Origin of the sequence: Arthrobacter sp. W4I7 (assembly GCF_030816215.1) — a bacterium.
GTDB lineage: Bacteria > Actinomycetota > Actinomycetes > Actinomycetales > Micrococcaceae > Arthrobacter > Arthrobacter siccitolerans_A.
Window position 1 is genome coordinate 419,640 of record NZ_JAUSXU010000001.1, and the last position, 23,300, is coordinate 442,939.

23 protein-coding genes and 1 pseudogene are annotated in these 23,300 nt (G+C 64.7%); 18 read left to right on the plus strand and 6 right to left on the minus strand.

The window, feature by feature from the left end; all coding sequences use genetic code 11:
* Nucleotides 1–7: 7 nt before the first annotated feature.
* The 11 genes and pseudogenes from gcvT to QF047_RS01935 all read left to right on the plus strand — a co-directional run bounded on the left by gcvT (nt 8) and on the right by QF047_RS01935 (nt 9,756).
* Entirely contained in the window at nt 8–1,141 is a 1,134-nt protein-coding gene (gene gcvT / locus QF047_RS01885) for a glycine cleavage system aminomethyltransferase GcvT (RefSeq protein WP_307273311.1), read from the plus strand.
* Nucleotides 1,142–1,420: 279 nt separating this feature from the next.
* Nucleotides 1,421–1,804 (plus strand): glycine cleavage system protein GcvH, encoded by a 384-nt coding sequence (gene gcvH / locus QF047_RS01890; protein WP_307273313.1) that lies wholly within the window; start codon nt 1,421–1,423, stop codon nt 1,802–1,804.
* A 17-nt stretch (nt 1,805–1,821) separates the two neighbouring features.
* Nucleotides 1,822–3,137, plus strand: a pseudogene (gene glyA, locus QF047_RS01895) (serine hydroxymethyltransferase).
* 91 nt (nt 3,138–3,228) lie between these two features.
* Complete coding sequence (locus QF047_RS01900) at nt 3,229–4,656, plus strand: L-serine ammonia-lyase (protein ID WP_307273315.1); 1,428 nt, start codon at nt 3,229–3,231, stop codon at nt 4,654–4,656.
* 14 nt (nt 4,657–4,670) lie between these two features.
* On the plus strand, nt 4,671–5,678 hold the full coding sequence (lipA, locus tag QF047_RS01905) for a lipoyl synthase (protein WP_307273317.1): 1,008 nt from the start codon (nt 4,671–4,673) through the stop codon (nt 5,676–5,678).
* Nucleotides 5,679–5,734: 56 nt separating this feature from the next.
* A complete protein-coding gene (locus tag QF047_RS01910; protein WP_307273320.1) occupies nt 5,735–6,583 on the plus strand; it encodes a methylenetetrahydrofolate reductase in 849 nt (282 codons plus the stop codon).
* Nucleotides 6,573–8,063 carry a D-serine/D-alanine/glycine transporter gene (cycA, locus tag QF047_RS01915; RefSeq protein ID WP_307273322.1) on the plus strand — a complete coding sequence of 497 codons (1,491 nt, stop codon included), beginning with the start codon at nt 6,573–6,575 and terminating at the stop codon, nt 8,061–8,063. Before QF047_RS01910 ends, cycA begins: the two co-directional genes overlap by 11 nt.
* Nucleotides 8,060–8,992, plus strand: coding sequence for a formyltetrahydrofolate deformylase (purU, locus tag QF047_RS01920; protein ID WP_373427734.1), 933 nt, complete (start codon nt 8,060–8,062; stop codon nt 8,990–8,992). Before cycA ends, purU begins: the two co-directional genes overlap by 4 nt.
* A 6-nt stretch (nt 8,993–8,998) precedes the next feature.
* Nucleotides 8,999–9,217, plus strand: a complete 219-nt coding sequence (locus QF047_RS01925; RefSeq protein ID WP_306635899.1) for a hypothetical protein — start codon at nt 8,999–9,001, stop codon at nt 9,215–9,217.
* A gap of 107 nt (nt 9,218–9,324) precedes the next feature.
* On the plus strand, nt 9,325–9,561 hold the full coding sequence (locus QF047_RS01930) for a hypothetical protein (RefSeq protein ID WP_307273325.1): 237 nt from the start codon (nt 9,325–9,327) through the stop codon (nt 9,559–9,561).
* Between the two features lie 42 nt (nt 9,562–9,603).
* A complete protein-coding gene (locus QF047_RS01935) occupies nt 9,604–9,756 on the plus strand; it encodes a hypothetical protein (RefSeq protein ID WP_306635897.1) in 153 nt (50 codons plus the stop codon).
* Nucleotides 9,757–9,963: 207 nt separating this feature from the next.
* On the opposite strand, the gene QF047_RS01940 is transcribed toward QF047_RS01935, so the two are convergent.
* The 3 genes from QF047_RS01940 to QF047_RS01950 form a co-directional block, all read right to left on the minus strand.
* Nucleotides 9,964–11,028 carry an IS30 family transposase gene (locus tag QF047_RS01940; RefSeq protein WP_373427790.1) on the minus strand — a complete coding sequence of 355 codons (1,065 nt, stop codon included), beginning with the start codon at nt 11,026–11,028 and terminating at the stop codon, nt 9,964–9,966.
* A gap of 631 nt (nt 11,029–11,659) precedes the next feature.
* A complete protein-coding gene (locus QF047_RS01945; protein WP_306635896.1) occupies nt 11,660–12,082 on the minus strand; it encodes a universal stress protein in 423 nt (140 codons plus the stop codon).
* A gap of 47 nt (nt 12,083–12,129) precedes the next feature.
* Nucleotides 12,130–12,639 carry a hypothetical protein gene (locus QF047_RS01950; RefSeq protein WP_307273328.1) on the minus strand — a complete coding sequence of 170 codons (510 nt, stop codon included), beginning with the start codon at nt 12,637–12,639 and terminating at the stop codon, nt 12,130–12,132.
* 249 nt (nt 12,640–12,888) lie between these two features.
* Here QF047_RS01950 and QF047_RS01955 point away from each other — a divergent pair, with 249 nt between their 5' ends.
* Entirely contained in the window at nt 12,889–14,097 is a 1,209-nt protein-coding gene (locus tag QF047_RS01955) for an aspartate transaminase (RefSeq protein ID WP_307273331.1), read from the plus strand.
* Between the two features lie 25 nt (nt 14,098–14,122).
* Nucleotides 14,123–14,800, plus strand: a complete 678-nt coding sequence (locus tag QF047_RS01960) for a 4-carboxy-4-hydroxy-2-oxoadipate aldolase/oxaloacetate decarboxylase (protein WP_307273333.1) — start codon at nt 14,123–14,125, stop codon at nt 14,798–14,800.
* A 279-nt stretch (nt 14,801–15,079) separates the two neighbouring features.
* Here the strand turns inward: QF047_RS01960 and QF047_RS01965 are convergent, their stop codons facing one another.
* The 3 genes from QF047_RS01965 to QF047_RS01975 all read right to left on the minus strand — a co-directional run bounded on the left by QF047_RS01965 (nt 15,080) and on the right by QF047_RS01975 (nt 18,071).
* The gene (locus QF047_RS01965; protein ID WP_307273335.1) at nt 15,080–16,567 is read right to left on the minus strand and encodes an HNH endonuclease signature motif containing protein; all 1,488 of its coding nucleotides are present in this window, start codon (nt 16,565–16,567) and stop codon (nt 15,080–15,082) included.
* Nucleotides 16,568–16,788: 221 nt separating this feature from the next.
* On the minus strand, nt 16,789–16,968 hold the full coding sequence (locus tag QF047_RS01970; RefSeq protein ID WP_307273338.1) for a hypothetical protein: 180 nt from the start codon (nt 16,966–16,968) through the stop codon (nt 16,789–16,791).
* Nucleotides 16,969–17,150: 182 nt separating this feature from the next.
* Nucleotides 17,151–18,071, minus strand: a complete 921-nt coding sequence (locus QF047_RS01975; RefSeq protein WP_307273341.1) for a LysR substrate-binding domain-containing protein — start codon at nt 18,069–18,071, stop codon at nt 17,151–17,153.
* Nucleotides 18,072–18,538: 467 nt separating this feature from the next.
* Here QF047_RS01975 and QF047_RS01980 point away from each other — a divergent pair, with 467 nt between their 5' ends.
* Genes QF047_RS01980 through QF047_RS02000 form a run of 5 tightly spaced genes read left to right on the plus strand, consistent with a single transcriptional unit; the run spans nt 18,539 to nt 23,270 of the window.
* Nucleotides 18,539–19,327 carry a LamB/YcsF family protein gene (locus tag QF047_RS01980; protein WP_307273344.1) on the plus strand — a complete coding sequence of 263 codons (789 nt, stop codon included), beginning with the start codon at nt 18,539–18,541 and terminating at the stop codon, nt 19,325–19,327.
* Between the two features lies 1 nt (nt 19,328).
* Nucleotides 19,329–20,060 (plus strand): allophanate hydrolase subunit 1, encoded by a 732-nt coding sequence (locus QF047_RS01985; protein WP_307273347.1) that lies wholly within the window; start codon nt 19,329–19,331, stop codon nt 20,058–20,060.
* Entirely contained in the window at nt 20,057–21,076 is a 1,020-nt protein-coding gene (locus tag QF047_RS01990; protein WP_307273349.1) for a biotin-dependent carboxyltransferase family protein, read from the plus strand. Before QF047_RS01985 ends, QF047_RS01990 begins: the two co-directional genes overlap by 4 nt.
* 54 nt (nt 21,077–21,130) lie before the next feature.
* Nucleotides 21,131–22,471, plus strand: coding sequence for an MFS transporter (locus tag QF047_RS01995; RefSeq protein ID WP_307273352.1), 1,341 nt, complete (start codon nt 21,131–21,133; stop codon nt 22,469–22,471).
* Nucleotides 22,472–22,520: 49 nt separating this feature from the next.
* The gene (locus QF047_RS02000; protein ID WP_307273354.1) at nt 22,521–23,270 is read left to right on the plus strand and encodes an SDR family oxidoreductase; all 750 of its coding nucleotides are present in this window, start codon (nt 22,521–22,523) and stop codon (nt 23,268–23,270) included.
* Nucleotides 23,271–23,300 lie beyond the last annotated feature (30 nt).

Genomic DNA, 23,300 nt, shown 5'->3' on the forward strand with positions numbered 1-23,300 from the left:
ACCTCCGATGACTGAGAATTACACCGCGCTCTATGAGCAGCACAAGATTGCCGGTGCTTCCTTCACCGACTTCGGTGGCTGGCAGATGCCGCTGAAGTACAGCTCCGAACTGGCCGAACATCACGCCGTCCGCAACGCTGCCGGCCTGTTCGACCTCTCCCACATGGGCGAAGTCTGGGTCACTGGCCCCGACGCCGGAGCTTTCCTGGACTATGCCCTTACCGGCAAGCTGTCCGCCGTGGCCGTGGGCAAGGCCAAATACTCGCTGATCTGCCAGGAAGACGGCGGCATCATCGACGACCTCATCTCCTACCGCCGGGGCGAACAGAAGTACCTCGTGGTGCCTAACGCCGGCAACGCTGCGGTGGTTGCCGCCGCATTGGCCGAACGGGCCGCCAACTTCGACGTCCGCGTGGAAGACGTGTCCGCTGAGACCTCCCTCATCGCAGTCCAGGGACCGAACGCGGAAGCCATCCTCCTGACGCTGGTCCCCGCCGAACAGCATGTGCTGGTGACCGAGCTGAAGTACTACGCCGCGGTTGAGGTAGGCATCGCCGTCAACGGTACTGTCCAAGAACTGCTGCTGGCCCGCACCGGATACACCGGCGAAGACGGTTTCGAAATCTACATCCCGAACGAGGAAGCCGCGGGCCTGTGGGAGGCCCTGCTGGAAGTCGGTTCCGGCCACGGGCTCATCCCCGCCGGGCTCGCGTGCCGTGACTCGCTCCGCCTCGAAGCCGGCATGCCGCTCTACGGCAACGAGCTCTCCCGCGAGGGCAACCCCTACGCCGCTGGCCTGGGCCCGGTTGTCTCGCTCAAGAAGGAATCGGACTTCGTGGGCAAGGCAGTGCTTGCCGAGCTCAAGGAATTGGGCGCCGGTTCCACCTCCGGCCGCAAGCTCGTGGGCCTCAAAGGCCTGGGCCGCCGCGCCGGACGCAGCCACTACCCGGTCCTCAAGGGCGGCAACGTCGTAGGCGAGGTGACCTCCGGCCAGCCGAGCCCGACCCTCGGTTACCCGATCGCCCTGGCCTACGTCGACGTCGAATTCACCGAACCCGGCACCGCCCTGGACATCGACCTCCGCGGCAAGGCGGAGCCATTCGAAGTCGTCGACCTCCCGTTCTACAAGCGCACCAAATAGCCGAAGTTTACCGGCCCGCCGGACCCGACCTCCTCAGCGTGCTGGGCCCACGCCGTCCGGGTTCCCTGACCGAGCTTGCGAGGTCAGGGGGACGGTGGGGAGCATGCTGCCAGAGGCCGGGTCCGGAGGGGCCTTGCACGTCACCTTGGTAACTGACCTGTGGCGGTGAGCGGATTCCGGAAGCGTGCGTCAGAGCGACGAAGGAGCAGCACGCGGAGGAATTCGGTCACCAGCCTCCCAACCCGACCACGACAAGTTTTCAAACGTAAGGAAATAGACATGGCAAAAGTTGTTGCTGAACTGAAGTACTCCGCCGAGCATGAGTGGGTTGCTGCTGATGGATCCGGGCCTACTGGCGTCGGAATCTCGGCCGTTGCCGCGGATGCGCTGGGCGACATTGTGTACGTGGACCTGCCTGAGGTGGGCTCCACGGTGACCGCGGGGGAGACCTGCGGCGAGGTGGAATCCACTAAGTCCGTCTCGGACCTCTACGCCCCCGTCACCGGCGAAGTGGTGGAGATCAACGAGGAAGTGGTCTCCGACCCCGCCTTGATCAACAACGACCCCTACGGCGCCGGCTGGCTCTTCAAGGTGGCCGTCACCGAAGAGGGTCCGCTGATGTCCGCTGAAGAGTACGCGGCAGCCAACGGCGGCGAACTGTGAGCGCCGCGGCCGCAGGCATGAGCACAGTTACCGCATTCGAGCAGGTCGTTTCCCCGTCCCTGGACGCGGACTTGTCCACTCTGGACGCGGAGATCGCCGCGAAGATCGACGACGAACTCAGCCGCCAGCGCGATGGCCTGGAGATGATCGCCTCCGAGAACCACACTGCCGTCGCCGTGATGCAGGCGCAGGGTTCGGTGCTGACCAACAAGTACGCCGAGGGCTACCCCGGCAAGCGCTACTACGGCGGCTGCGAGCATGTGGACGTCATCGAACAGCTCGCCATTGACCGGATCAAGGCGCTCTTCGGCGCGAAATTCGCCAACGTGCAGCCGCACTCCGGCGCGCAGGCCAACGCCTCGGTGATGCACGCGCTGATCAAGCCGGGCGACACCATCATGGGCCTGAACCTGGCCCACGGCGGCCACCTCACCCATGGGATGAAGATCAACTTCTCGGGCAAGCTCTATAACGTTGTGCCGTACGGCGTCCGCGAGGACAGCCACACTGTGGACATGGCCGAGGTGGAGCGCCTGGCCCAGGAGCACAAGCCCGCGCTGATCGTTGCCGGCTGGTCCGCCTACGCCCGCCAGCTGGACTTCGCCGAGTTCCGCCGCATCGCGGACTCCATTGGCGCCTACCTGATGGTGGACATGGCCCACTTCGCAGGCCTCGTGGCCGCCGGCCTGCACCCGTCGCCGGTGCCGCACGCGCACGTCACCACGTCCACCACGCACAAGACCCTCGCCGGTCCGCGCGGCGGGATCATCCTGACGAACGACGCCGACATCGCCAAGAAGATCAACTCGGCTGTGTTCCCGGGCCAGCAGGGCGGCCCGCTGGAGCACGTCATTGCCGGCAAGGCCGTGGCCTTCAAGATCGCAGCGTCCGCCGAGTTCAAGGAACGCCAGGAGCGCGTCCTGGCCGGCGCCCGGATCCTGGCCGAGCGCCTGGTCCAGCCGGACGTCACCAGCAAGGGCATCAGTGTGATCTCGGCGGCGGCACCGATGTGCACCTGGTCCTGGTGGACCTGCGCAACTGCGAACTCGACGGCCAGCAGGCCGAGGACCGCCTCGCGGCCATCGACATCACGGTCAACCGCAACGCCGTCCCCTTCGACCCGCGTCCGCCGATGGTCACCTCCGGCCTGCGCATCGGCACCCCGGCCCTGGCAACGCGCGGGTTTGGTGAGGACGCCTTCCGCGAGGTTGCGGACATCATCGCCGAGGCATTAACGGCCGACGCCGATGCAGACCTTTCCGGCCTGCGTCACCGCGTAGAGGCCTTAGCCAAAGCCCACCCGCTCTACCCAGGCGTAGCGAACCTCAGCTGATTCGGCAGGGTTTCGACAGGCTCAACCACCGGTGGTTGAACCTGTCGAAAGCCCTCAACCACCGACCCCCTCCTAGTTAGGAACCACGCACATGGCTGTTGGAGTCTTTGACCTTTTCTCAATCGGGATTGGGCCCTCTAGTTCCCACACTGTGGGGCCGATGCGGGCTGCTGCCGTTTTTGCGGAGGAGCTCAAGGGCCTCGGCAAGCTCGCGGACGTGGCGTCGCTGCGGGTTGACCTGTACGGCTCGCTCGCGGCGACCGGCCATGGCCACGGCACCATGACCGCCATCCTGCTGGGGCTGGAGGGCTTCCACCCGGAGCAGATCCTGCCGGAGGAGGTGGAGGAGCGGCTGGCCGCAATCGCCGAGACCGGCATGCTGCAGCTCGCTGGTGCCGTGCCCCTGCCGTATGGGGTGAAGGATATGGTGCTGCGGCCGCTGACCGTCCTGCCACGGCACACCAACGGCATGACCTTCACAGTGTCCGATGCCGGTGGCAATGCGCTGCACGCTGCCACGTACTTCTCTGTCGGCGGCGGGTTTATCGTCCGTGAGGGTGAGGAGGACGCCGCGCAGCAGGAGCTGGAGGAATCGAAGAAGGAACTGCCGCTCCCGTTCCGCACCGCCGCCGAACTGCTGGAGCACTGCCGGGAAACCGGGCTGGGTATCAGCGACGTGATGCGTGTCAACGAGGAGGACAGCCGCACCCCGGACGAAATCCGCGAGGGCCTGCTGCACATCTACTCGGTGATGGAGGGCTGCGTGCAGACCAGCCTGAAGCGCGAAGGCGTGCTGCCCGGCGGGCTGAAGGTGCGCCGTCGTGCGCCGGACTGGTACGACCGGCTGAAGAAGGAAAGTTCACGGCCGGACGCTGAGGGCCAGGACCAGGAGTTCCATGACCCGAAGTATTGGCAGGAGTGGGTCAACTTGATCGCCCTGGCGGTGAATGAGGAGAACGCGTCGGGCGGCCGGGTGGTCACCGCACCCACGAACGGGGCCGCTGGGATCATTCCGGCGGTGCTGTACTACGCGCTGCACTTTGCCCCGGGTATGGAGAATGCCAGCCAGGAGGACCGCGACGACGTGGTGGTCAGGTTCCTGCTCGCTGCCGGCGCGGTGGGGGTGCTTTACAAGGAGCAGGCGTCCATTTCCGGTGCCGAGGTGGGCTGCCAGGGCGAGGTGGGCTCGGCGTCGTCCATGGCAGCGGCCGGACTGGCCGAGGTGATGGGCGGAACCCCTGCCCAGGTGGAGAACGCCGCGGAGATCGCGATGGAGCACAACCTGGGCCTGACGTGCGATCCGATCGGCGGGCTGGTGCAGGTGCCCTGCATCGAACGGAACGCGATCGCTGCGGCGAAGGCGATCAACGCGGCGAAGATGGCCCTCTGGGGCGACGGCTCCCACCGGGTCTCGCTCGATGAAGTGATCGTGACCATGCGCGAGACCGGCAAGGACATGAGCTCCAAATACAAGGAAACGGCCATGGGCGGCCTCGCCGTCAACGTCGTCGAATGCTGAAAGAAGAGAACCACATGACATTGGCACCTGAAGGCCGGAAGCTTTTGCGCGTTGAACAGCGCAACTCGGCTGTCCCGGTGGAGCGCAAGCCGGAGTGGATCAAGGCCAAGGTCCAGATGGGCCCCGAATTCGTCGGGTTGAAGAACCTGGTGAAGAAGGAAGGCCTGCATACCGTGTGCGAGGAGGCCGGCTGCCCCAACATCTTTGAATGCTGGGAGGACAAGGAAGCCACCTTCCTGATCGGCGGGTCCGAATGCACCCGGCGGTGTGATTTCTGCCAGATCGATACCGGCAAACCCTCCCCGGTGGACCGGTTCGAACCCACCAAGGTGGCCAGGTCCGTGCAGGCCATGCAGCTGCGCTACGCCACCGTCACCGGCGTGGCCAGGGACGACCTCGAGGACGAGGGCGTGTGGCTGTACGCAGAGACCGTCCGGAAGATCCACGAACTGAACCCCGGCACCGGGGTGGAGCTGCTGATCCCGGACTTCTCCGGCAAACCCGAACACATCGCAGCGATCTGCGATTCCAAGCCCGAGGTGTTCGCCCACAACGTCGAGACGGTGCCGAGGATTTTCAAGCGGATCCGGCCCGCGTTCCGGTACGACCGGTCCCTGAATGTGATCACGCAGGGCCGGAACCTGGGCATGGTGACCAAGTCCAACCTGATCCTGGGCATGGGCGAAACCCGCGAAGAGATCTCCGAGGCGCTCCGGGACCTGCACGAGGCCGGGTGCGACCTGATCACCATCACCCAGTACCTGCGCCCGAGTGAACGGCACCTGCCGGTGGACCGGTGGGTCAAGCCGCAGGAATTCGTGGACCTCCAGCAGGAAGCGGACGAGATCGGCTTCCTCGGGGTGATGTCCGGCCCGCTGGTCCGTTCCTCCTACCGCGCCGGCCGGCTCTGGGCCACCGCGATGCGGAAGAAAGGCTGGGTGATCCCCGCCGAACTCGCCCACATCGAGTCCTCCGGCAGCACCCGCCAGGAAGCCAGCTCCCTCTTGGCCGCAACGGCGTGATGGCCCCGGCCTCCGGCCAGATCTGATGACCAATACCTGATGAACAGACAGGACCAATGATGTTCCCCATCAGAATCGAAATCATCCCTACAGAGGGAATCGTTGAGCAGGTCCAGGCCCTGGTGCCCAAGACCACCACGCTCAGCGTGACGTCCCTGCCGCACCACGGCATCGAGCGGACCATGCGCACCGCGGTGGAGCTGAGCGACGCCGGCTACACCGTGGTGCCACATCTCGCCGCCCGCAGCCTCCGCAGCCGCGCCGAGCTCACCGAGATCGTCCGCCTCTGCGATGCGGCGGGTATCCGCGAAGTCTTCGTTATTGGGGGAGACCGGAAAGAGCCTGCCGGTGTCTATGACTCGGCGCTTCCGGTCCTCGAGGACATCGCGCAGTACAGCGGCGGGATGATGCGGGTGGGTGTCGCGGGGTACCCGGAGGGCCATCCGCTGGTTAGCCCGGTGGACCTGCTCGACGACCTTTTGGCTAAGCAGCACCTGGCCATGCACGTGGTCACCCAGATGTGCTTCTCCGCCGGGAAAATCCATGACTTCGCGGCGCTCCTGCGCCGTGAAGGCGTCCACCTGCCCCTGTGGGCGGGCGTGGCCGGGTCCGTCCCGCGGACCAAACTGGTGGCACTGGCCGGGCAGATCGGCGTCGGAAGTTCCCTCAAGTTCCTCAGCCGCAAGGGCCCGCTGGCCCGCAAACTCCTGTCCGGCGACCGCTACTCGCCGGACAGCCTGATCGCCGGCCTCGAAAGCCAGCCCGGCAAGATCGCTGGTATCCATCTTTACAGCTTCAACAGCCTTGATTCCGTGCCCGGCAATTCCTTTCCTGCCGGGCCGGACCAGGCGTCCACTTCAGCACTCCAGGCAGCATTGATTCGAGGAGCAGCACGTGACAACTAAACCTGTAATTTCCCGCCAGGAGCCGCACCTTGAGCGGCAGCTCACCAACAGGCACATCCAGCTGATCGCCATAGGCGGCGCCATCGGCACGGGCCTGTTCATGGGCTCTGGCAAAACCATCTCCGCGGCCGGACCGTCTGTCATTTTCGTCTACATGATCATCGGCTTCATGCTGTTCTTCGTCATGCGGGCCATGGGCGAACTGCTGCTGAGCAACCTGAACTACAAATCCTTCAGCGACTTCGCCGCAGACCTCCTGGGCCCCTGGGCGGGCTTTTTCACCGGCTGGACCTACTGGTTCTGCTGGGTGATCACCGGAATCGCCGACGTGATCGCGATCGCCGGCTACTCCAAGGAACTCTGGCCGGGACTGCCGCTCTGGATCCCGGGCCTGGCCACCATAGCCATCCTGCTGTTCCTGAACCTCGTGACCGTCAAGGCCTTCGGCGAGACCGAGTTCTGGTTCGCACTGATAAAGATCATCGCCATCGCGGCGCTGATCATCGTGGGCCTGTTCATGATCTTCACGGGCTTCCAGTCCGACGCCGGCCCTGCCTCCTTCACGAACCTGTGGAGCCACGGAGGATTCTTCCCGAACGAGTTCATGGGTTTTGTGGCCGGCTTCCAGATTGCTGTGTTCGCGTTTGTGGGCATTGAGCTGGTGGGTACCACGGCTGCCGAAGCGAAGGACCCGGAAAAGAACCTGCCCAAGGCCATCAACTCCATTCCCATCCGTGTCCTCCTGTTCTACGTGGGCGCCCTCATCATCCTGATGTCCGTCACCCCGTGGACCCAGTTCCAGGCCGGCCACAGCCCGTTCATCGCCATGTTTTCCCTGGCCGGCCTCGGCGCCGCCGCCACCGTGGTGAACCTGGTGGTCCTCAGCTCGGCCATGTCTTCGGCCAACTCCGGCATCTACTCCACCTCCCGCATGGTCTACGGGCTGGCACAGGAAGGGGACGCGCCGTCGGTCTTCCGCCGGCTGTCCAACCGGAAGGTGCCGCAGAACGCGTTGTTCCTCTCCTGCGTGCTGCTGCTCTCCGGCGTGGTGCTGATGTACGCAGGCCAGGACATCGGCAAGGCCTTCGACATGGTGACCACCGTGTCCGCCGTCTGCTTTGTGTTCGTCTGGTCTATCATCCTGGCCAGCTACCTGGCGTTCCGCCGCCGCCGCCCGCACCTGCACGCTGCCTCGAAGTACCGGATGCCCGGCGGGATCCCGATGGTCTGGACGGTGTTCGCGTTCTTCGCCTTCGTCCTGTGGGCGCTGACCACGCAGCCGGACACGCTGGTTGCCCTTCTGGTCACCCCTGTGTGGTTCATCCTGCTCGGCGCCGCGTCGCTGGTGCTGCGCCGCCGGCCTGCGCACGTGGCCCGCTACGAGACGTTCAAGTCGGAGCTGGCGCAGGATATGGACACCGAGGCGTCCGCTATCGGGCGTGACCTGGACGGTGCAGTGAAAGACGGGGTGAAGAAGTGACCACGGCAGTCGAAACGCCAGCCCCCGCGGCAGGTGACTCGACGGCGGAGCCCGTTGCCGCCGTCGAGCATGTCCTGACGGTTGACTGTGCGGAGTCGCCGGGGATTGTGCACGCAGTCTCGGCGTTCCTGCTGGAACGCGGCTGCGACATCATCGACATCAAGCAGTATGGCGACAAGGCGCAGGGGCACTTCTTTATGCGGGTGCACTTCGCTTCGGAACCGTCCGCGTCAGGTACCGGGCAGCAGCCCGGCACCGAGGACCTGCGCCGCGACTTCGGGCCTGTGGGGGAGAAGTGGCAGATGAACTGGCAGCTGGAGCCGCACGGCCGGAAGCGCCGGGTGCTGGTGATGGTGTCCAGGATGGGGCACTGCCTCAACGATCTGCTGTTCCGTGCACGCACAGGCGACATCCCGGTGGAGATCGTCGCCGTCGTCTCCAACCACCGGGACCAGGAAGGCCTGGTCCAGTGGCACGGCATTCCGTTCTTCCATGTTCCGGTCACCTCCGGCACGAAAGCTGACGCGGAGGCCCGGCTGCTGGAACTCGTGGATACGTTCGACGTGGAACTCGTGGTCCTGGCCCGGTACATGCAGGTGCTCAGTGACGAGCTCTCCGCCAAGCTTGCCGGCCGGACCATCAACATCCACCACTCGTTCCTGCCCAGCTTCAAGGGCGCCAAGCCCTACCACCAGGCCTACGAACGCGGCGTCAAGACGGTGGGCGCTACGGCTCACTATGTCAACGCCGAACTCGATGAGGGCCCGATCATCTCGCAGCAGGTCATCGAGGTGGACCACACATACACGGCCGATGACCTGGTGGCGGTGGGCCGGGACGCCGAGTGCGTGGCCCTCCGGAATGCTGTCCGCTGGCACTGCGAGGGACGGATCCTGCTGCTGGGCAACCGCACGGTCATCCTGCGGTAGGCGCAAATGGAACCGACTGCAGTGCACAGCTGGCGGCGCGTCTCCTGGAACGCCTTGCCGCCCGGGCAGTGGGTGCGGCTTTCACGGGACGGCCAGCCCCTCGGCTGCGGTGTGGTTGACGGCGCCACCCCTGACGGCTCCGTCATCTGGGTGGTCATGGACGGCTGGCCTGAGCGGCGGATGTTCCACCGGCAGGACTTCGTCAAGGTGGAGATCAAAGGCTAGGCATTTCGAAAGGGGAGCGGACGACGGCGGGAGGTCCCGCCGTCGGCGGCTTGCCTTTAAGCCGTTCCCGCCATTGACCGACCGCCGCCGACCGGCAACGATGAAGTATGAGTGACTCAGCTGATACCGGTGCCCCTTTTGACGACGACGGCGTGGAGGAGGTTGACGCCGTGGAGACCGCGGAAAGTATTGCCGAGGACGTCAAGGATGAAATCCGTCTGGGCCACGTGCAGGACGACGTAACCCATGTGCTGGAGGAGCGGTTCGAGGAGGCCGGCATCGACCTGCGCCCCGAAGCCGTGGACGACCTAGCCGAGGAAATTGAGCGGGACGTGTCCAGCTAACGCTTGGCGCGGGCTGTCCCCTCGGTGGCCTAAGCTTCCCCTATGGGACTAATCATCACACTGCTTATCATTTGGCTCGTTCTGTCCGTACTGGGCTTCGTGATCAAGGGCCTGCTGTGGCTGGCGATCATCGGCCTGGTCCTGTTTGTGGCCACCGCTGTATGGGGCTGGCTGAAGCGGAGAACCAGCGTCTGACGCCGCCCGGCCAGAAGACCGTGCGGGCCGGAAACGGCAGGCAACAACCTGGATCAGTGCGCTGGCCGTGTTGGGCGCATGGCTCCCGTCCTTAACTGCGCGGGAGCAATACCAATGATCCAGGTGGCCCGCACCCTTACTTAAAGCAAGCGGACGACGGCGGGAGGTCCCGGGCGAATTCAGGGGGTCGTTGCAACACCGTTGGTGTTAGTGAGTCACCAGTAGATCACGCAGACGCTCGGCTGGGGTATCCCAGCCGAGCGTTTTGCGTGGTCGGGCGTTAAGCTCTTGGGCGACGTGTTCAAGGTCCTCGGGCCCGTAGACGGACAGGTCGGTGCCCTTGGGAAAGTATTGGCGCAGCAACCCGTTGGTGTTCTCGTTGGTACCGCGTTGCCAAGGGCTGGCGGGGTCGCAGAAGTAGACGGCCATGTCCGTGGACATGCTGAAGGACTTGTGGGCGGCCATTTCCGCGCCTTGGTCCCAGGTCAGGGAGCCGCGGAGGTGGGCTGGCAAGGAACTCATGGTCTTCACGAGGCCGTTTCCAACCGTTTCGGCGGTGTGGTTCCCGGGCAGGTGGACGAGCATGACGTAGCGGGTGGTGCGCTCCACCAGGGTCGCGATTGCGGATTGGTTGTATGCGCCGGTGATGAGGTCGCCCTCCCAGTGCCCGGGCACGGCGCGGTCCTCGATTTCGGGTGGGCGTTCGGAGATGTTGACCATAGGGTCCGCGAACCGGGAGATGCGTTGCTCGCCGGTGTTGTGGGCCTTGCGGCGGGTCCGGCCGGTGCGCAGGGCGGCCTGGATCTCACGTCGTAACCCGCCGCGGGCCTGGACGTAGAGTCCCTGGTAAATCGTCTCCGAACTCACGCGCATATGCGGATCATTGGGGAATTCCTTGATGAGTGCATGGCTGATTTGTTCCGGAGACCAGCGTATGCGCAGCTTCTCTTCCACGTAAGCGCGCAGGCGCCCTTCGGCTGCCAGTTTGCTCTCCTTGGGCCGAGGACGGCGGGACGCAGCGGACCTCTGGGCGGCGTAAGGCTGATAACCGGCGCCCGGGCTGCTGTTGCGACCGATCTCACGGCTGATGCTCGAGGCGGAGCGGCCCAGCTTGATCCCTATCACGCGGAGAGAATCGCCGGCGGCCAGCAGATCCCGGATGCTTTCGCGTTCTTGCAGCGAGAGATACCGCGGGTCGATGGCCTTCTCCAGGGTAGCCAAACCCGGGCGCACTGGTCCCATACGTCCCGACGGCGTCTCGAAGGTAGTCACTCCTTGTTTGTAATCCACGACCCGCCCGTCCGGGTAAATGCGTCCGCTGCCGGTCTTGCGCACGCCCGCGTCCCACTCGCCTGCGGTCGTGGGGTGGATGCCCAGGACGCGAGCTGCTTCGCGGCGGGAATGCCCTGTCTCGCGCAGTTGGCGGAAGTCCTCTCGACTGGGCTGGTCTGCCCGTTTACGGGCCAGCCCTGCGTTCCTGATCCACTTGTAGCAGGTGTTCCTGTTCAGCCCGAGCTGCGCGGCGGCATCGGAGGCGTTTCCAAGCCGGCCAAACAGAGCAAAGAAAGCGTCCTTCTCCTCCTGGGAGGCCTCCTGCTTCCGGAACCGTACACCAGCCGCCCGGGTCCACTGATAGCAGGCCATCCTGCCCAGCCCGAGTTCAGCGGCCACTGACGTGACGGTCCCACCCCGGGCAAGCACCTCGAAGAAGCGGTCCTTCTCACCCTGCGTGTATTTCCTACGCGGTTTCCCTGTTAAAGCTGGCACGGTCGTTGCAACTCCCAAAAAATATCGGGGTGTTGCAACGACCGCTAGAACTCAAGCCGTCGTCGTCCGCTTGCTTTATTTAAGCCGCTTGCTTTAAAAGCCCGCTTGGCTCTAAAGCCGCTTGCCGCGCGGGCCGCTAGTCGTCGTAGGTGTTGGCGATGTAGACGTCGCAGGGGGCGTTGTGCGCCACACTGTTGGCGACGCTGCCCAGGAGCCGGCCGATGCCGCGCATCCTGCGGTTGCCCACCACGATGACCTTCGCGTCCAGGCGGATGGCTTCCTTGATCAGGGCATCAGCCGGTTTGCCGCGGGCGGCCGAGTGGGTGATCTCCACACGTTGTCCCGATGTACCCAAACCGTTCGCTACGATTTCGGCGCTGTCCGCGTTGGAAATCCGCACCTTGTCCGACCCTACGCCGAAGGTCTCGGCGCTCTCGGTCTCGAAGGCGGTCACCACGTGGAGCGAAGCTCCCAGCGAGGCCGCCAGGTCCCGCGCAGCCTCCGCGGCTTTTCGTGCCGACTCACTGCCATCCACACCTACAACAACTACTCCGCTCATGCCTTGCTCCTTTTCTGGTGTCCGTCACTTGGCGTTCAGAAGCCAGTCTAGAGAACTTGGACCTGTTGTCCCCATGTCATTTTGCGGATGGCCTCACTTTGGAGGCCGCTCAGCGCCGCCAGCTCGAAGTCGTCCATCAGGCCGAGCCGGCGGGCAGCGGCCAGGAGGTGGAGCCGCCGCTTTTCCAGGGCAGCCCTTGATTCCTCCAGTTCGGCAAGCTCGGACTTCAGCCCGGCAATATCGGCGAGCTGCTGTTCCGCAGGCTGGCTGGATGGCAGCAGGTCGTCATAAGTCAGCCCGATGGTGCGGACCGTCCAGCGTGAAAGCCCGGCAGCCTGGGCCAGGCGGGTAAGCTTCATGCCGTCCCGGAGCGCCTGAGCAATGTGTTGGTTCAGCCGGGCGGACAGGGGGCGGCTGCTGCTGGCGTTGAAGGCAAGCCGCTGCCGGTTCGTTTTCAGCAGCTTCCGGATCTTTTCAGCTTCGAGGGCGGCCTTGTCAGGCTTGGGCGTTCCGCCGTAACGGTAGTAGCCGATATCTCCTTGGTGCATCCCGGCCATGATCACTCCTCGGTTCGAATATTGCCTGAGGGGCCAACTCCGCGGATGGGCCACCTACGAGGCTAGGCAGTAAGGCGCGGTCCGCGGAAATATCAATAGTGACTGGACCCATAACGGAAAACTGTGGGTCTGCCAGCCATAAGGGACGCTTATCCGTCCACGCAGTATTGGTCTTATCCAGACCCGGCGGATTTCCATAGTGTCGATGGAAACGAGTACCGCCCGCTCCTGACTCCCTAGGAAGAGACCATGTCTGAATTCGTACCTGCCTCGCGGGTGTCCCGCATCAAGTCTTCCGCCAGCGTGGCTGCCGCGGCCCGTGTGCGGGAGCTGAAAGCTGAAGGGCGCCGCATCCTCGACCTGACGGTCGGCGAGCCGGACTTCGACACCCCTGAACACATCAAGGCCGCCGCCGTCGAGGCGATCAGACGCGGTGAAACCAAATACACCTCCGTCACCGGTACTCCCGAACTGCAGAAGGCCATCCTCCAGACCCTCGAGCAGCGCACCGGGCTCCACTACACCCCGGCCGAGATCACCATCGGCGGCGGAGCCAAGCAAGTTATTTTCACCGCCTTCATGGCATCGCTCGACGCCGGCGACGAAGTGATCGTTCCCGCTCCCTACTGGGTCTCGTACCCGGACATGGTGCTGGCCAACGAAGGCACGCCCGTGGTGGTTTCCTGCGGCGAGGATGTGGGCTTCAAGCTCACTCCAGAGGCCTTGGCCGGTGCCATCACTGACCGCACCAAATGGGTCATCCTCAACGCGCCGTCCAACCCCACCGGCGCCGTGTACTCCCGCGCGGAACTGCGGGCGCTCGCCGATGTCCTGGCAGGCTACCCGCACGTCCACGTACTCACCGACGAAATCTACGACCAGATCTACTTCGGCGACGGCAAGCTCACCAGCCTGGTGGAGGGGGCCCCCGAACTGAAGGACCGCATCCTCGCCGTCAACGGCGTGTCCAAGGCCTACGCCATGACGGGCTGGCGGCTCGGGTATGCGGCCGGGCCGGCACCGGTGATTGCCGCCATCAACAAGCTGCAGTCCCAGATCTCGTCCTGCCCCTCCTCGGTCAGCCAGGCCGCCACCGTCGCCGCCCTCACCGGTGACCAGGGCTTCGTCCTGGACAGCCTCGAGGTGTACCGCAAGAGGCGGGACACGGCAGTCGCCGCCCTGAACGCCGTCGACGGTTTGTCATGCACGACGCCGGAAGGCGCCTTCTACGCCTACGTCAACTGTGCGGGGGTCATCGGGAAGTCAACACCGGACGGCGCCGTCATCAGCAACGACCAGGACTTCACCCTCTACCTCCTTGAGGCCGCCTCCGTAGCCGTCATCCAGGGATCCGCTTACGGACTGGGCCCCTACTTCCGCATCTCCTACGCCACCAGCCTGGACATCATCGAAGAATCCATCGCTGCCATCGACAAGGCCGTCCAAGCCCTCAACTGACCCAACCCACCGAAGGAAAAACGCCATGATCCACGTTAAAACCACAGTCGACCGCCCCAGCGCCGACGCCGTCAGCCGGCTCGCGAAGTTCTCGTCCGCTACCATCCACGAGGCCCAGGGACGCAAGGGCGCCCTCAGCTCCCGCATCAAGCCGATCGACCGGTCTATGTCCTTCTGCGGCCCCGCCACCACAGTGCGCTGTGCGCCCCGGGACAACCTCATGCTGCAGGTGGCCATCCACTATGCCGAGCCCGGTGACGTCATCCTGGCCGCGGCGGGGGAGTACGAGGAAGCCGGAACCTTCGGCGACGTCCTCGGCAACGCCATGAAAGCGAAGGGACTGGCCGGCCTGGTGACGGACTCCGGTGTCCGCGACACCCAGGACCTCATTGAGCTCGGATTGCCCGTCTTCTCCGGCAGCGTCTCCATCAAGGGCACCGTCAAGGAAACGATCGGCCCCATCAACCACCCGGTGGTCTTCGGCGACGAAATCATCTACCCCGGCGACGTCCTGCGCGGCGACGCCGACGGCGTAGTGGTGGTCCGCAAGGACGAAATCGAGGAGGTCATCCGTCTCTCGCAGGAACGCGACGACGCCGAGCGCGAGCTCATCAGCCTGTACAAGGCCGGCGGCACCACCATTGACCTGTGCAACCTGACGGACGTACTGAAGGCGAAGGGACTCCTGGTCGAGCAGGCGTAGCCAGAACCCGGTGGTTGAGCCTTCGACCCCCGCGTGGTTGGGCATATCAGGATCCGGTGGTTGAGCATGTCAGGACCCGGTGGTTTGGCGTGTCGAAACCCGGTGGTTGAGCTTGTCGAACCCGGTGGTTGGGCGTGTCAGAACCCGGTGGTTGAGCTTGTCGAAATCCGGTGGTCGGACGTGTGGGCCCCCAGTGGTTCACCCGGTGGTTGGGCCTGTCGAAACCCGGTGGTCGGACGTGTCAGAACCCGGTGGTTGAGCTTGTCGAAACCCCGTGAGTCAGGCGGGCGGCGCATGGAGAAACCGCTCGAGTTCGTCTTCTCCGGGGGATAGCCCGATGTAGACAAAGTCCGGAGGATCACCGATCGTCGACCGTGGTTGCCTAGGCCATTCTGGTGGTTCCCAGTCCTGGTGTTCGCTTTTGTAGTGCCTGCCGGCGGGTGAGGTCCAGCCGGGTGGTGCGGTTTTGGTGGCCGGGGTGGGTTTCCAGCCGCTGGTATGCCGTAGCCGGTGATGTCTGGGGCAGGGCTGTCCCAGATTCGATATCCCGGTGGTGCCACCTTGATGCCAGGCGAGGATGTGGTCGGCTTCGTTGTCGAGCGAATTGTTGCTGCATCCCGGAAAGGGGCATTTGCCGTCCCGCAACCTGAGCCAGTTCCGCATGGCCTGACTGATCCGGTACTTTGTCCGGCCGATTTCCAGCGGCGCTCCGTCCCTCGGGTCCACCAGAACGCGGTAAAGCGAAGCGGCCCCGTCAGCGACGAGTTGACGTGCCATCGAGGGTGGAATGGGGCCGTGCCCGTCCAGCATTGCCGGTTCGTCGGTCAGGCCCATCAGGGAGAAAACCGGAACGGTGACCAGCACTTGGGCGCGGATCGACGACGACGGGCCACCCGTTCCTGCGACGACCCCGGCGCTGTCGCCACCACCGACACTTTCATCGGCACCTACCGTAGTGTTGCCGCTGCTGAGAATCGCTGTGGAGAAATTATCGGCTTTCAATTGGGGCAGGGTACGGGGCTCGTCCGGTCCCTGCATCCCCCGGGCGATGGCCGTGAGCCGGTTCCAGCCCGCCAAGGCATGGTGGGCAGGCAGGTAGGCCGAGAGCCAGGCCATGCCGTCCTGGTCCGGCCGGTACTCGACCCGCCGGTCGGCGATGCCCTTGGCATGGCGCTTTTCGATGGACTCGGCATGGTGCCGTTCCCGCCAGTTCCTGGCCTTGGCTTTGAACCGGTACGCCGGCATCTCCCCGATCGGCGCAGCCGCGGGCGGCCTGTTCACATCCGGATCCAGGAAATACGCTTCCAGTGCCGCCGCACCGGCGGGGTCAAGGGTGGCCGTTTCATCCACCATGGCCAGGGCGTGCTGCCAGGTAATCGTCCCGGACTGCAATGCGGAAAGGGTGGGCGGCAACTCCTTGCACAGGGCGTGGGACGCGGCCAGGAACGCACCGGCTGCCCGGGAACCGAGGGCCAGGAGGCAGCCGATTTCCGCGGCGACAGCCATTTCCTGCGCCTGTACCGGCGCGTCCGCCGCTATGACCTGGGCGGTGTCCGCATACGTCACGGCAGCCCGCGCCTTCAAACCCGCAAACCCGGCCTCCACCACCCGCGCCCCGGCAAGAATGTCCAGGCACCCATCAGCCAGTCCGGCCAGCGGATCAGCAACCGAGAACGGCTCCGAACCACACTCATCCACCTCGGCATTGAGAACAGCAAGAGCCGCCTTGATGTCCTCAAACGCCTTAGCCACCGCCGCTTTCCCCATAAACCCATCATGACAAGGGGGTACGACATTCCTCGATGGAGGGTCAGGGACGGGTTGACCCGATGGGCATCACTGTCCAGATTGCGAGCAAGCGCCGGAGGGGGCGAGCCAGATTGGGAGCAAGCACCGGAGCGGGCAAGAGCCGGATGCAGGAAGAGGCGGGGCTGGATAGGGACATGCAGCCCGCGTCCGGAAAGGGGAAGGACCGCCCGGAGGTACTTCTAGCGTGCTGGAAGCGGGTACTCCGGCGGACCGAACACGGCGTCCTCCAGGAGCCAGACTGTGGACCCTCCACGGCCAGCCGGCATGAGGCTGCCTTCGAAGACGAAGATGGGGTCCATCGAGCGGTCCTCCGGACGCCAAAAACCATTTGCGGGGCAGTGGAAACCTGTTTTGGCCATCAAGCTCAGGCCTTTTCCAGTAATTCTCCTCAGAGTGTCTATCTTTTTCACGACTCGCTCCAATTAATCCTACAAAGAATGAATCGGCCGCAATTCCCCGGCCATGAATTAATTTTAGGATCAGGAGGGCAAGGGCGCTAAGACGAATGATGCGTGCCCCAATAAGCGGGTGTTATGGGCGCCTACCGCGCATACTTATTGTTCAGCATTTCCTGGAGCATTTCCTTCAGGACCAGGAGAACCGCGGACGCTGCCTCTGACAGAGGATCGTGGTCCGGCGTGCACAGGGCAATCTTGCACTGGAGGGCCGGGTCCACGATCCGCAGGACGTGGAAGTCCTCCTCATGGAACAAGGCATCCGCGGCGGACTTGGGCATGATGGTGGCACCGAGGTCTGCGCGCAGCAGCCGGGCGAGGGACGGGACGGATTCCACCTCGCCTACCAGCCGCAGCTGAAGCCCCTTGCTGGTGAGCCCTGCCTCCACAGCCTGGCGCAGGGTATGGATCTGTTCAGGTAGGAAGAGCCCGTGCCGGGCCACTTCCTCAAGGGAGATCTCGCCGTCCGCGTGGTTCACGCCGGCCCTGCTGGCGTTGACCACAAAGTGGAGGTCCTCCACGATCATGGTGGTGAACTGGACACCACGGATGGGCCCAGGCTCGTAAATGAGGGCCATATCAAGGCGCCCATTCTTGATGGCTTCGCTGAGGACGCCGCCATAAATCTCCGTCACGTGCAGGACGATGTCCGGATACCTGCGGGCGACTTCACTGACGATCCTGGGAGTCAGGCTCGAGGCCATGCTGTAGGGAGCGATGGCAATGGAAACCCGGCCGGAAGGCGCAGCGCCGGATGCGGCAACGTCCTGCCGGGCCTGCTCAACAAGGCGCAGGATGGACTGGGCGTGCCGGTACAGCGTATGCCCGGCGGCCGTGGGCACCACGCCTTGTTTGCTGCGGATCAACAGGCGCTGCTTGAGGTCCGTCTCCAGCGCCGAGACCTGCTGGCTCAACGCCGGCTGGGCCACATGGAGCGCTGCAGCAGCCTTGGTGATGCTGCCCGAATCCACGATCTGGACAAAGTACGCAAGCTTTCGCGTATCCATGGCCGCCCTCTCCGTGTCCGGAACGTCTCGGTACAGAACGTCTCTGTCGAGAACGCTAATTCACTAGTCGTACATTCTACCCCCGGCCAATCATGCGATTTCCTGATGACGTCAGATGCATTTTGCATAGGCAGTCCTTTTACCCGCCAGGGCTATTTCTTTTAACAACCCGGAAATGTAAAGCCTCTACGTTGAGTGCGTTCACGAACAGCGGTTCGGGGCAATGCACCTTTCTGGAAACGAGTCGACACATGAGGACTGTATGCCCGTCATAACCGCCGCCTATCCCGTGACATGGATTACGTCTTTGTGTGATCAAAGTCCCGGTGTCAGACTTTTTTCTACAAGCCCGGTGACCCGGGCATCCGGACCAAAGCCCCGCGGGCCGGTCCACACCACTTCCGCTTCCGGCAGCAGATGCTGTGCCCCTGGCCAACGCCGCGCCACCACCCCAAAGGAGGGCTCACATGGGACCCACAGTTGATCTCGTGGCAGATCTCGGAGAAGGCTTCGGCGCCTACTCAATGGGCGACGACGCAGCGCTGCTTGAAGTGGTTTCCAGCGCCAACATCGCCTGCGGCTTCCACGCCGGGGACCCGGACATTATGAGCGCCACGGTCACCGAGTGCGTGCGCCGCGGCGTCAGCATCGGAGCGCACCCGAGCTTCCCGGACCTGCGGGGCTTCGGCCGGCGTGCCATGGACCTCACCGCGGACGAAGTCCGCAACGACGTCCTGTACCAGTTCGGAGCCCTGAGTGCCTTCGCCAGCTACCATGGCGCCGACGTCGTCCATCTTGCACCCCACGGCCGGCTGGGTAACCTCGTTGCCACCCGTCCCGACTACGCCGAAGCCGTGGCAGATGCAGCAGCCCGCATCAACCCGGACCTGATCGTCCTGGCGCAGGACGGCGAGCTCGCCGATGCCGCCGCGGCCCGCCGGCTTCCTGTCGGCATCGTGGGCATCGCCGACCGGGCCTACGAAGCGGACGGCACCCTGGTGCCGCGCAGCCGCCCCGGAGCAGTCATCCACGATCCTTCAACCATCGTGGACCGCACCATCCGCATGGTCTGCGAAGGCCTCATCGAGACCGTGTCCGGAACCGACCTGCCCATCATCGCCGACACCATCCTGCTGCACGGGGATACCCCGGGCGCCGTCCAGCTGGCCCGACAGGTCCGCACCGAACTCGAACGCGCCGGCGTGACCATCGCACCGCTCACCCAGGTCCTTGCCGCCAAAGTGAAAGCCGCCTGACATGGCCATCAGTCCGGCTCAAACGCGACCTCCCGTGGAGGTGTTCGAATCCGGGGACGCCGCACTGCGCGTCGTCGCATCCTCTCCTGACCGGGAGGCCAACTGGGCCACGGTTCATGCCCTCGCCGGATGGCTGGATGCTGCCGGTGCCGACGGCGTCCACGGCGCAGTGCCCACCTATGACTCGCTGCTCGTGGAATTCGATCCCGGCGTCACCTCCGCGCGCCAGGTCCGGGCATTCGTCCTGCTCGGCCTGCGCCAGCTCGAATTTACCGGCGCCCCCGCCCGTGAACCGCGCGAATTCAGCGTCCCGGTGGTTTACGGCGGCGAGTACGGTCCCGACCTGGAGCGCGTGGCAGAACAGCAGCAGCTCTCCGTCCAGGAGATCATCACGCTTCACACGGCCAAGTCCTACGTCATCCGCTGCCTTGGTGCCCCGGCAGGTTCGCCCATGATGGACGGCCCCGACTTCCCCTTCCCCGTGCCGCGCCTGAAGGATCCCCGGCTGTCCGTACCTGCAGGAGCTGTTGCCGTCGCCGGACGGCAAGCAGTGATTGCCCCGGCAACGGCGCCCGGCGGCTGGTGCGTCATCGGACAGACGCCGCTGGCGGTCCTCGACGCCGCCAGCGAACCCCTGGTTCCCTACGTCCCCGGCGACACCCTGCGCTTCCACCAGATCCCGGCCGAAGAGTTCGCAAAGTATGCCGGCCGGAAGCTGGAGGCGGCACGATGACGGGCTCCCTGATCATCCAGCAGCCAGGCAATTCCGTGGTCACGGACCTGGGACGCTTCCAGGGTCCCCGGTTCGGGCTGCCTGTCAACGGCGCGCTGGACCAGTTCTCGGCACGGGCAGCAAACATCCTCGCCGGCAACGCCGATAAGACTCCACTGCTCGAGATCACCGCCCTGGACTTCCGGATGCGTGCCACCACGGACATCCTCATCGCGGTTACCGGCGCACCCCTGCACCTCACCGTGGGCGGGCGCGAATGCCAGCAGTGGGAACCGGTGTCCGTCCGGGCCGGGGAAACAGTGGCAGTCCGCGGCATCACGGGAGGGCTGCGTGCCTACCTGGCCATTCACGGCTCGGTGGAGGCGCCCGTCCTCCTCGGCAGCTGCGCCCCTGACACCGTCGTCGGCTTCGGCCTGCGGCTCGCGGAAGGCACTGAACTCAAGACCACACGAACCGTCCCGCCCATCCGCCAGCCGTACTTCGACCTGCCGCTCTTCCGGCTGGGACTGACCCGTCCGGAATTCAGCAGCAACGCTCTGGTCGAGGTCACGGACGGCCCCGACGCGGACGACTTCGGCGAAACAGCCGATCTGCTCTTCAACACCGAATACACCGTCAGCGGCCGGAGCAACCACATCGGCCTGCGCCTCGGCGGAGCCCTTCCCGAACGTCAGTCCACGGGAGAAGTACTGTCCCGCGGCGTCCCGGTGGGAGCCATCGAGGTGCCGTCCCGCGAGGAACTCCTGGTACTGCACCGGGGCCGTGGGGTCACCGCCGGTTACCCGGTGCTCGCCGTGGTCACCAGCCGCTCCCTGGACGTCCTCGCCCAGGCTCGCCCGGGCCACACCATAACCTTCCGCAGGACCACCGTTCCCGAAGCTACAGCGAAGTACCGGGCGGCCCTGCGGGAACTGGAAAACCTCCGGTCCACCGTCAGCACCATCTTCGGCCTCCTGGGCATCGGCATCAGCCGGCAGCCCGACTGGCCAACGCTCGCCCCGGCGGCCGGAACCTAACCACCCTCCCCTCAGCATCCAAGTCTTGTTACCATCCCCTTAGTAAGGAAAGCCATGTCAACTTCTACGCACGCGGCCCAGCCGCACAAAGAGCGGCTCAGCAGCAAGCAGGCCCGCAAGGTGGTCACCGCCGGCTGTGTCGGCATATTCGTGGAACTCTATGACAACGGCATCTTCGCCTTCATGGCTGGAACGCTTGCCCTTGTCTTCCTGGCCCCCGGCAACCCGGACAATGCCCTGTTGTTCGTCTTCGCCGGCTACGCCGTGTCCTTCTTCGTACGGCCCCTGGGTGCAGTGGTCTGCGGATACCTCGGTGACCGGATCGGGCGGCAAAAACTCCTGGTCTTCGTCATCCTGCTGATCAGCGTTGCGACGGCCGGCATCGGCCTCCTGCCCAACTATGCGGCCATCGGCATCGCCGCACCCGTCCTGCTCGTGCTGCTCCGGCTGCTCCAGGGCTTCTCCGTGGGCGGCGAAGCAGCCGGCGCCATGACCTTCCTCGCCGAGCACGCCCCCGAAGGCAGGCGCGGCATCATAACCTCCTACGCCCAGATCGCCTCCTTCGCGGCGCTGCTCACCGGCACGCTGGTTGCCTACTCCATGTCGCCCTGGCTCAGCCAGGCAGCGATCGACGGCGGCGGCTTCGGCGCGTTCGCATGGCGCATTCCGTTCCTGGTCGCCATCCCCATGGGCGTCATCGGCTGGTACATCCGCAAGGCCATCAGCGACACCCCCAACTTCGTGAAGCTGAAGGAAGAGGGCGGCCTGTCCAAGAACCCGCTGAAGGAAGCCTTCGCCTCCGCAGAGCACCGCCGCGCCATGCTCCTGGCCCTCTTCATCCCGCTCATGAACGGCTCCGGCTACTACGTCCTCTTCTCCTACATGCCCACCTTCCTCAAGGGCAAGCAGCTCAACTTCACCATCGGCGAAGCCCTTCTGGTCACGGCCTGCAGCCTGGTGGTCATCTGCATCGCGATCCCCTTCATGGGCGCCCTCTCGGACCGCATCGGCCGCAAGAAAGTCATTGCCGGCTCTGCCATCGCCATGGCCATCCTCGGAATTCCCTCCTACGCCCTCATCGCCACGGGCCAGATGGCGCTGGCCATCCTCGGCGCCTGCATCATGGCAGTGGTCTTCGCCGGCCACACGGCAGTGATCCACATCCTGATCGTTGAACTCTTCCCGACCCGGGTGCGCTACTCCGCCTACGGCCTGGGCTACAACATCTCTTCGGCACTCTTCGGCGGCACTGCACCGCTGCTGATGACCTGGCTGATTTCCTCTACCGGCAACATCTACATGCCCGCCTTCTACGCGGTCATCACAGCCCTGGGCACCCTTGCCGCCGTCAGCACCGTCAAGGACCGGGCACACCAGCCCCTCCGCGACGCCTAACTTCCACTTCACACAGCGGCACTTTCGCTGCATCCACCAGGAGATTTACATGTCCTTTTCTGACTACTCAACCGCCCTCGTCACCGGGGCATCCACCGGCATGGGAGCCGCCATCGCCGAACGCCTGGCCAAGCGCGGACTTACTGTCCACGCCCTGGCCCGGAACGAGGACCGGCTGAAGGAACTCGCGGACAAGACCGGCGCGGTGCCCCACATCGTGGACCTGACGGACACCGCAGCGCTGGCTGCCGCCGTCGGAAATCTTGAAGTGGATGTCCTGGTGAACTGCGCCGGCGTCTCCCGGCCCGGCAACATCCTGGACTCCAGCGAGGGCGACATCGATGAACTCATTGACGTCAACCTCCGCGGCCTGCTGCAGCTGACCAGGCTGGTGCTGCCGGGCATGGTGGAACGCGACCGGGGGCACGTCATCAACGTCAGCTCCATTGCCGGCACATACAACTTCTACGGCCATACGGTTTACCACGCGACCAAGGCGGCGGTGCACCAGATCTCCCGCCAGCTCCGCAACGACACTGTGGGCAAGCGCATCCGCGTCACTGAAATCTGCCCCGGCCGCGTGGAAACGGAGATCTTCGGACGCAACATGGGCGGCACGCCGGAAGCCATGGAAGAGGCGTGGAAGACCTACTACGAGGGCTACGAGTCGCTGACTACCGACGACATCGTCAACGCCATGGATTACGCCATCGAAACACCCCGGCACGTGAATGTTGGCATGCTTGAACTCATGCCCACGTTCCAGGTCCCCGGCGGCCTCACGTTCGACCGGCGCTAGCCCCAGCCCTGCCAGCCAGCTCCACCGATT

What these genes read in the sequence shown, in the direction of transcription:
- gcvT (WP_307273311.1), top strand. Translation starts at nt 8, where the DNA reads ATGACTGAGAATTACACCGCGCTCTATGAGCAGCACAAGATTGCCGGT.
- gcvH (WP_307273313.1), top strand. Translation starts at nt 1,421, where the DNA reads ATGGCAAAAGTTGTTGCTGAACTGAAGTACTCCGCCGAGCATGAGTGG.
- QF047_RS01900 (WP_307273315.1), top strand. Translation starts at nt 3,229, where the DNA reads ATGGCTGTTGGAGTCTTTGACCTTTTCTCAATCGGGATTGGGCCCTCT.
- lipA (WP_307273317.1), top strand. Translation starts at nt 4,671, where the DNA reads ATGACATTGGCACCTGAAGGCCGGAAGCTTTTGCGCGTTGAACAGCGC.
- QF047_RS01910 (WP_307273320.1), top strand. Translation starts at nt 5,735, where the DNA reads ATGATGTTCCCCATCAGAATCGAAATCATCCCTACAGAGGGAATCGTT.
- QF047_RS01925 (WP_306635899.1), top strand. Translation starts at nt 8,999, where the DNA reads ATGGAACCGACTGCAGTGCACAGCTGGCGGCGCGTCTCCTGGAACGCC.
- QF047_RS01930 (WP_307273325.1), top strand. Translation starts at nt 9,325, where the DNA reads ATGAGTGACTCAGCTGATACCGGTGCCCCTTTTGACGACGACGGCGTG.
- QF047_RS01935 (WP_306635897.1), top strand. Translation starts at nt 9,604, where the DNA reads ATGGGACTAATCATCACACTGCTTATCATTTGGCTCGTTCTGTCCGTA.
- QF047_RS01945 (WP_306635896.1), bottom strand. Translation starts at nt 12,082, where the DNA reads ATGAGCGGAGTAGTTGTTGTAGGTGTGGATGGCAGTGAGTCGGCACGA.
- QF047_RS01950 (WP_307273328.1), bottom strand. Translation starts at nt 12,639, where the DNA reads ATGGCCGGGATGCACCAAGGAGATATCGGCTACTACCGTTACGGCGGA.
- QF047_RS01955 (WP_307273331.1), top strand. Translation starts at nt 12,889, where the DNA reads ATGTCTGAATTCGTACCTGCCTCGCGGGTGTCCCGCATCAAGTCTTCC.
- QF047_RS01960 (WP_307273333.1), top strand. Translation starts at nt 14,123, where the DNA reads ATGATCCACGTTAAAACCACAGTCGACCGCCCCAGCGCCGACGCCGTC.
- QF047_RS01965 (WP_307273335.1), bottom strand. Translation starts at nt 16,567, where the DNA reads ATGGGGAAAGCGGCGGTGGCTAAGGCGTTTGAGGACATCAAGGCGGCT.
- QF047_RS01970 (WP_307273338.1), bottom strand. Translation starts at nt 16,968, where the DNA reads ATGGCCAAAACAGGTTTCCACTGCCCCGCAAATGGTTTTTGGCGTCCG.
- QF047_RS01975 (WP_307273341.1), bottom strand. Translation starts at nt 18,071, where the DNA reads ATGGATACGCGAAAGCTTGCGTACTTTGTCCAGATCGTGGATTCGGGC.
- QF047_RS01980 (WP_307273344.1), top strand. Translation starts at nt 18,539, where the DNA reads ATGGGACCCACAGTTGATCTCGTGGCAGATCTCGGAGAAGGCTTCGGC.
- QF047_RS01985 (WP_307273347.1), top strand. Translation starts at nt 19,329, where the DNA reads ATGGCCATCAGTCCGGCTCAAACGCGACCTCCCGTGGAGGTGTTCGAA.
- QF047_RS01990 (WP_307273349.1), top strand. Translation starts at nt 20,057, where the DNA reads ATGACGGGCTCCCTGATCATCCAGCAGCCAGGCAATTCCGTGGTCACG.
- QF047_RS01995 (WP_307273352.1), top strand. Translation starts at nt 21,131, where the DNA reads ATGTCAACTTCTACGCACGCGGCCCAGCCGCACAAAGAGCGGCTCAGC.
- QF047_RS02000 (WP_307273354.1), top strand. Translation starts at nt 22,521, where the DNA reads ATGTCCTTTTCTGACTACTCAACCGCCCTCGTCACCGGGGCATCCACC.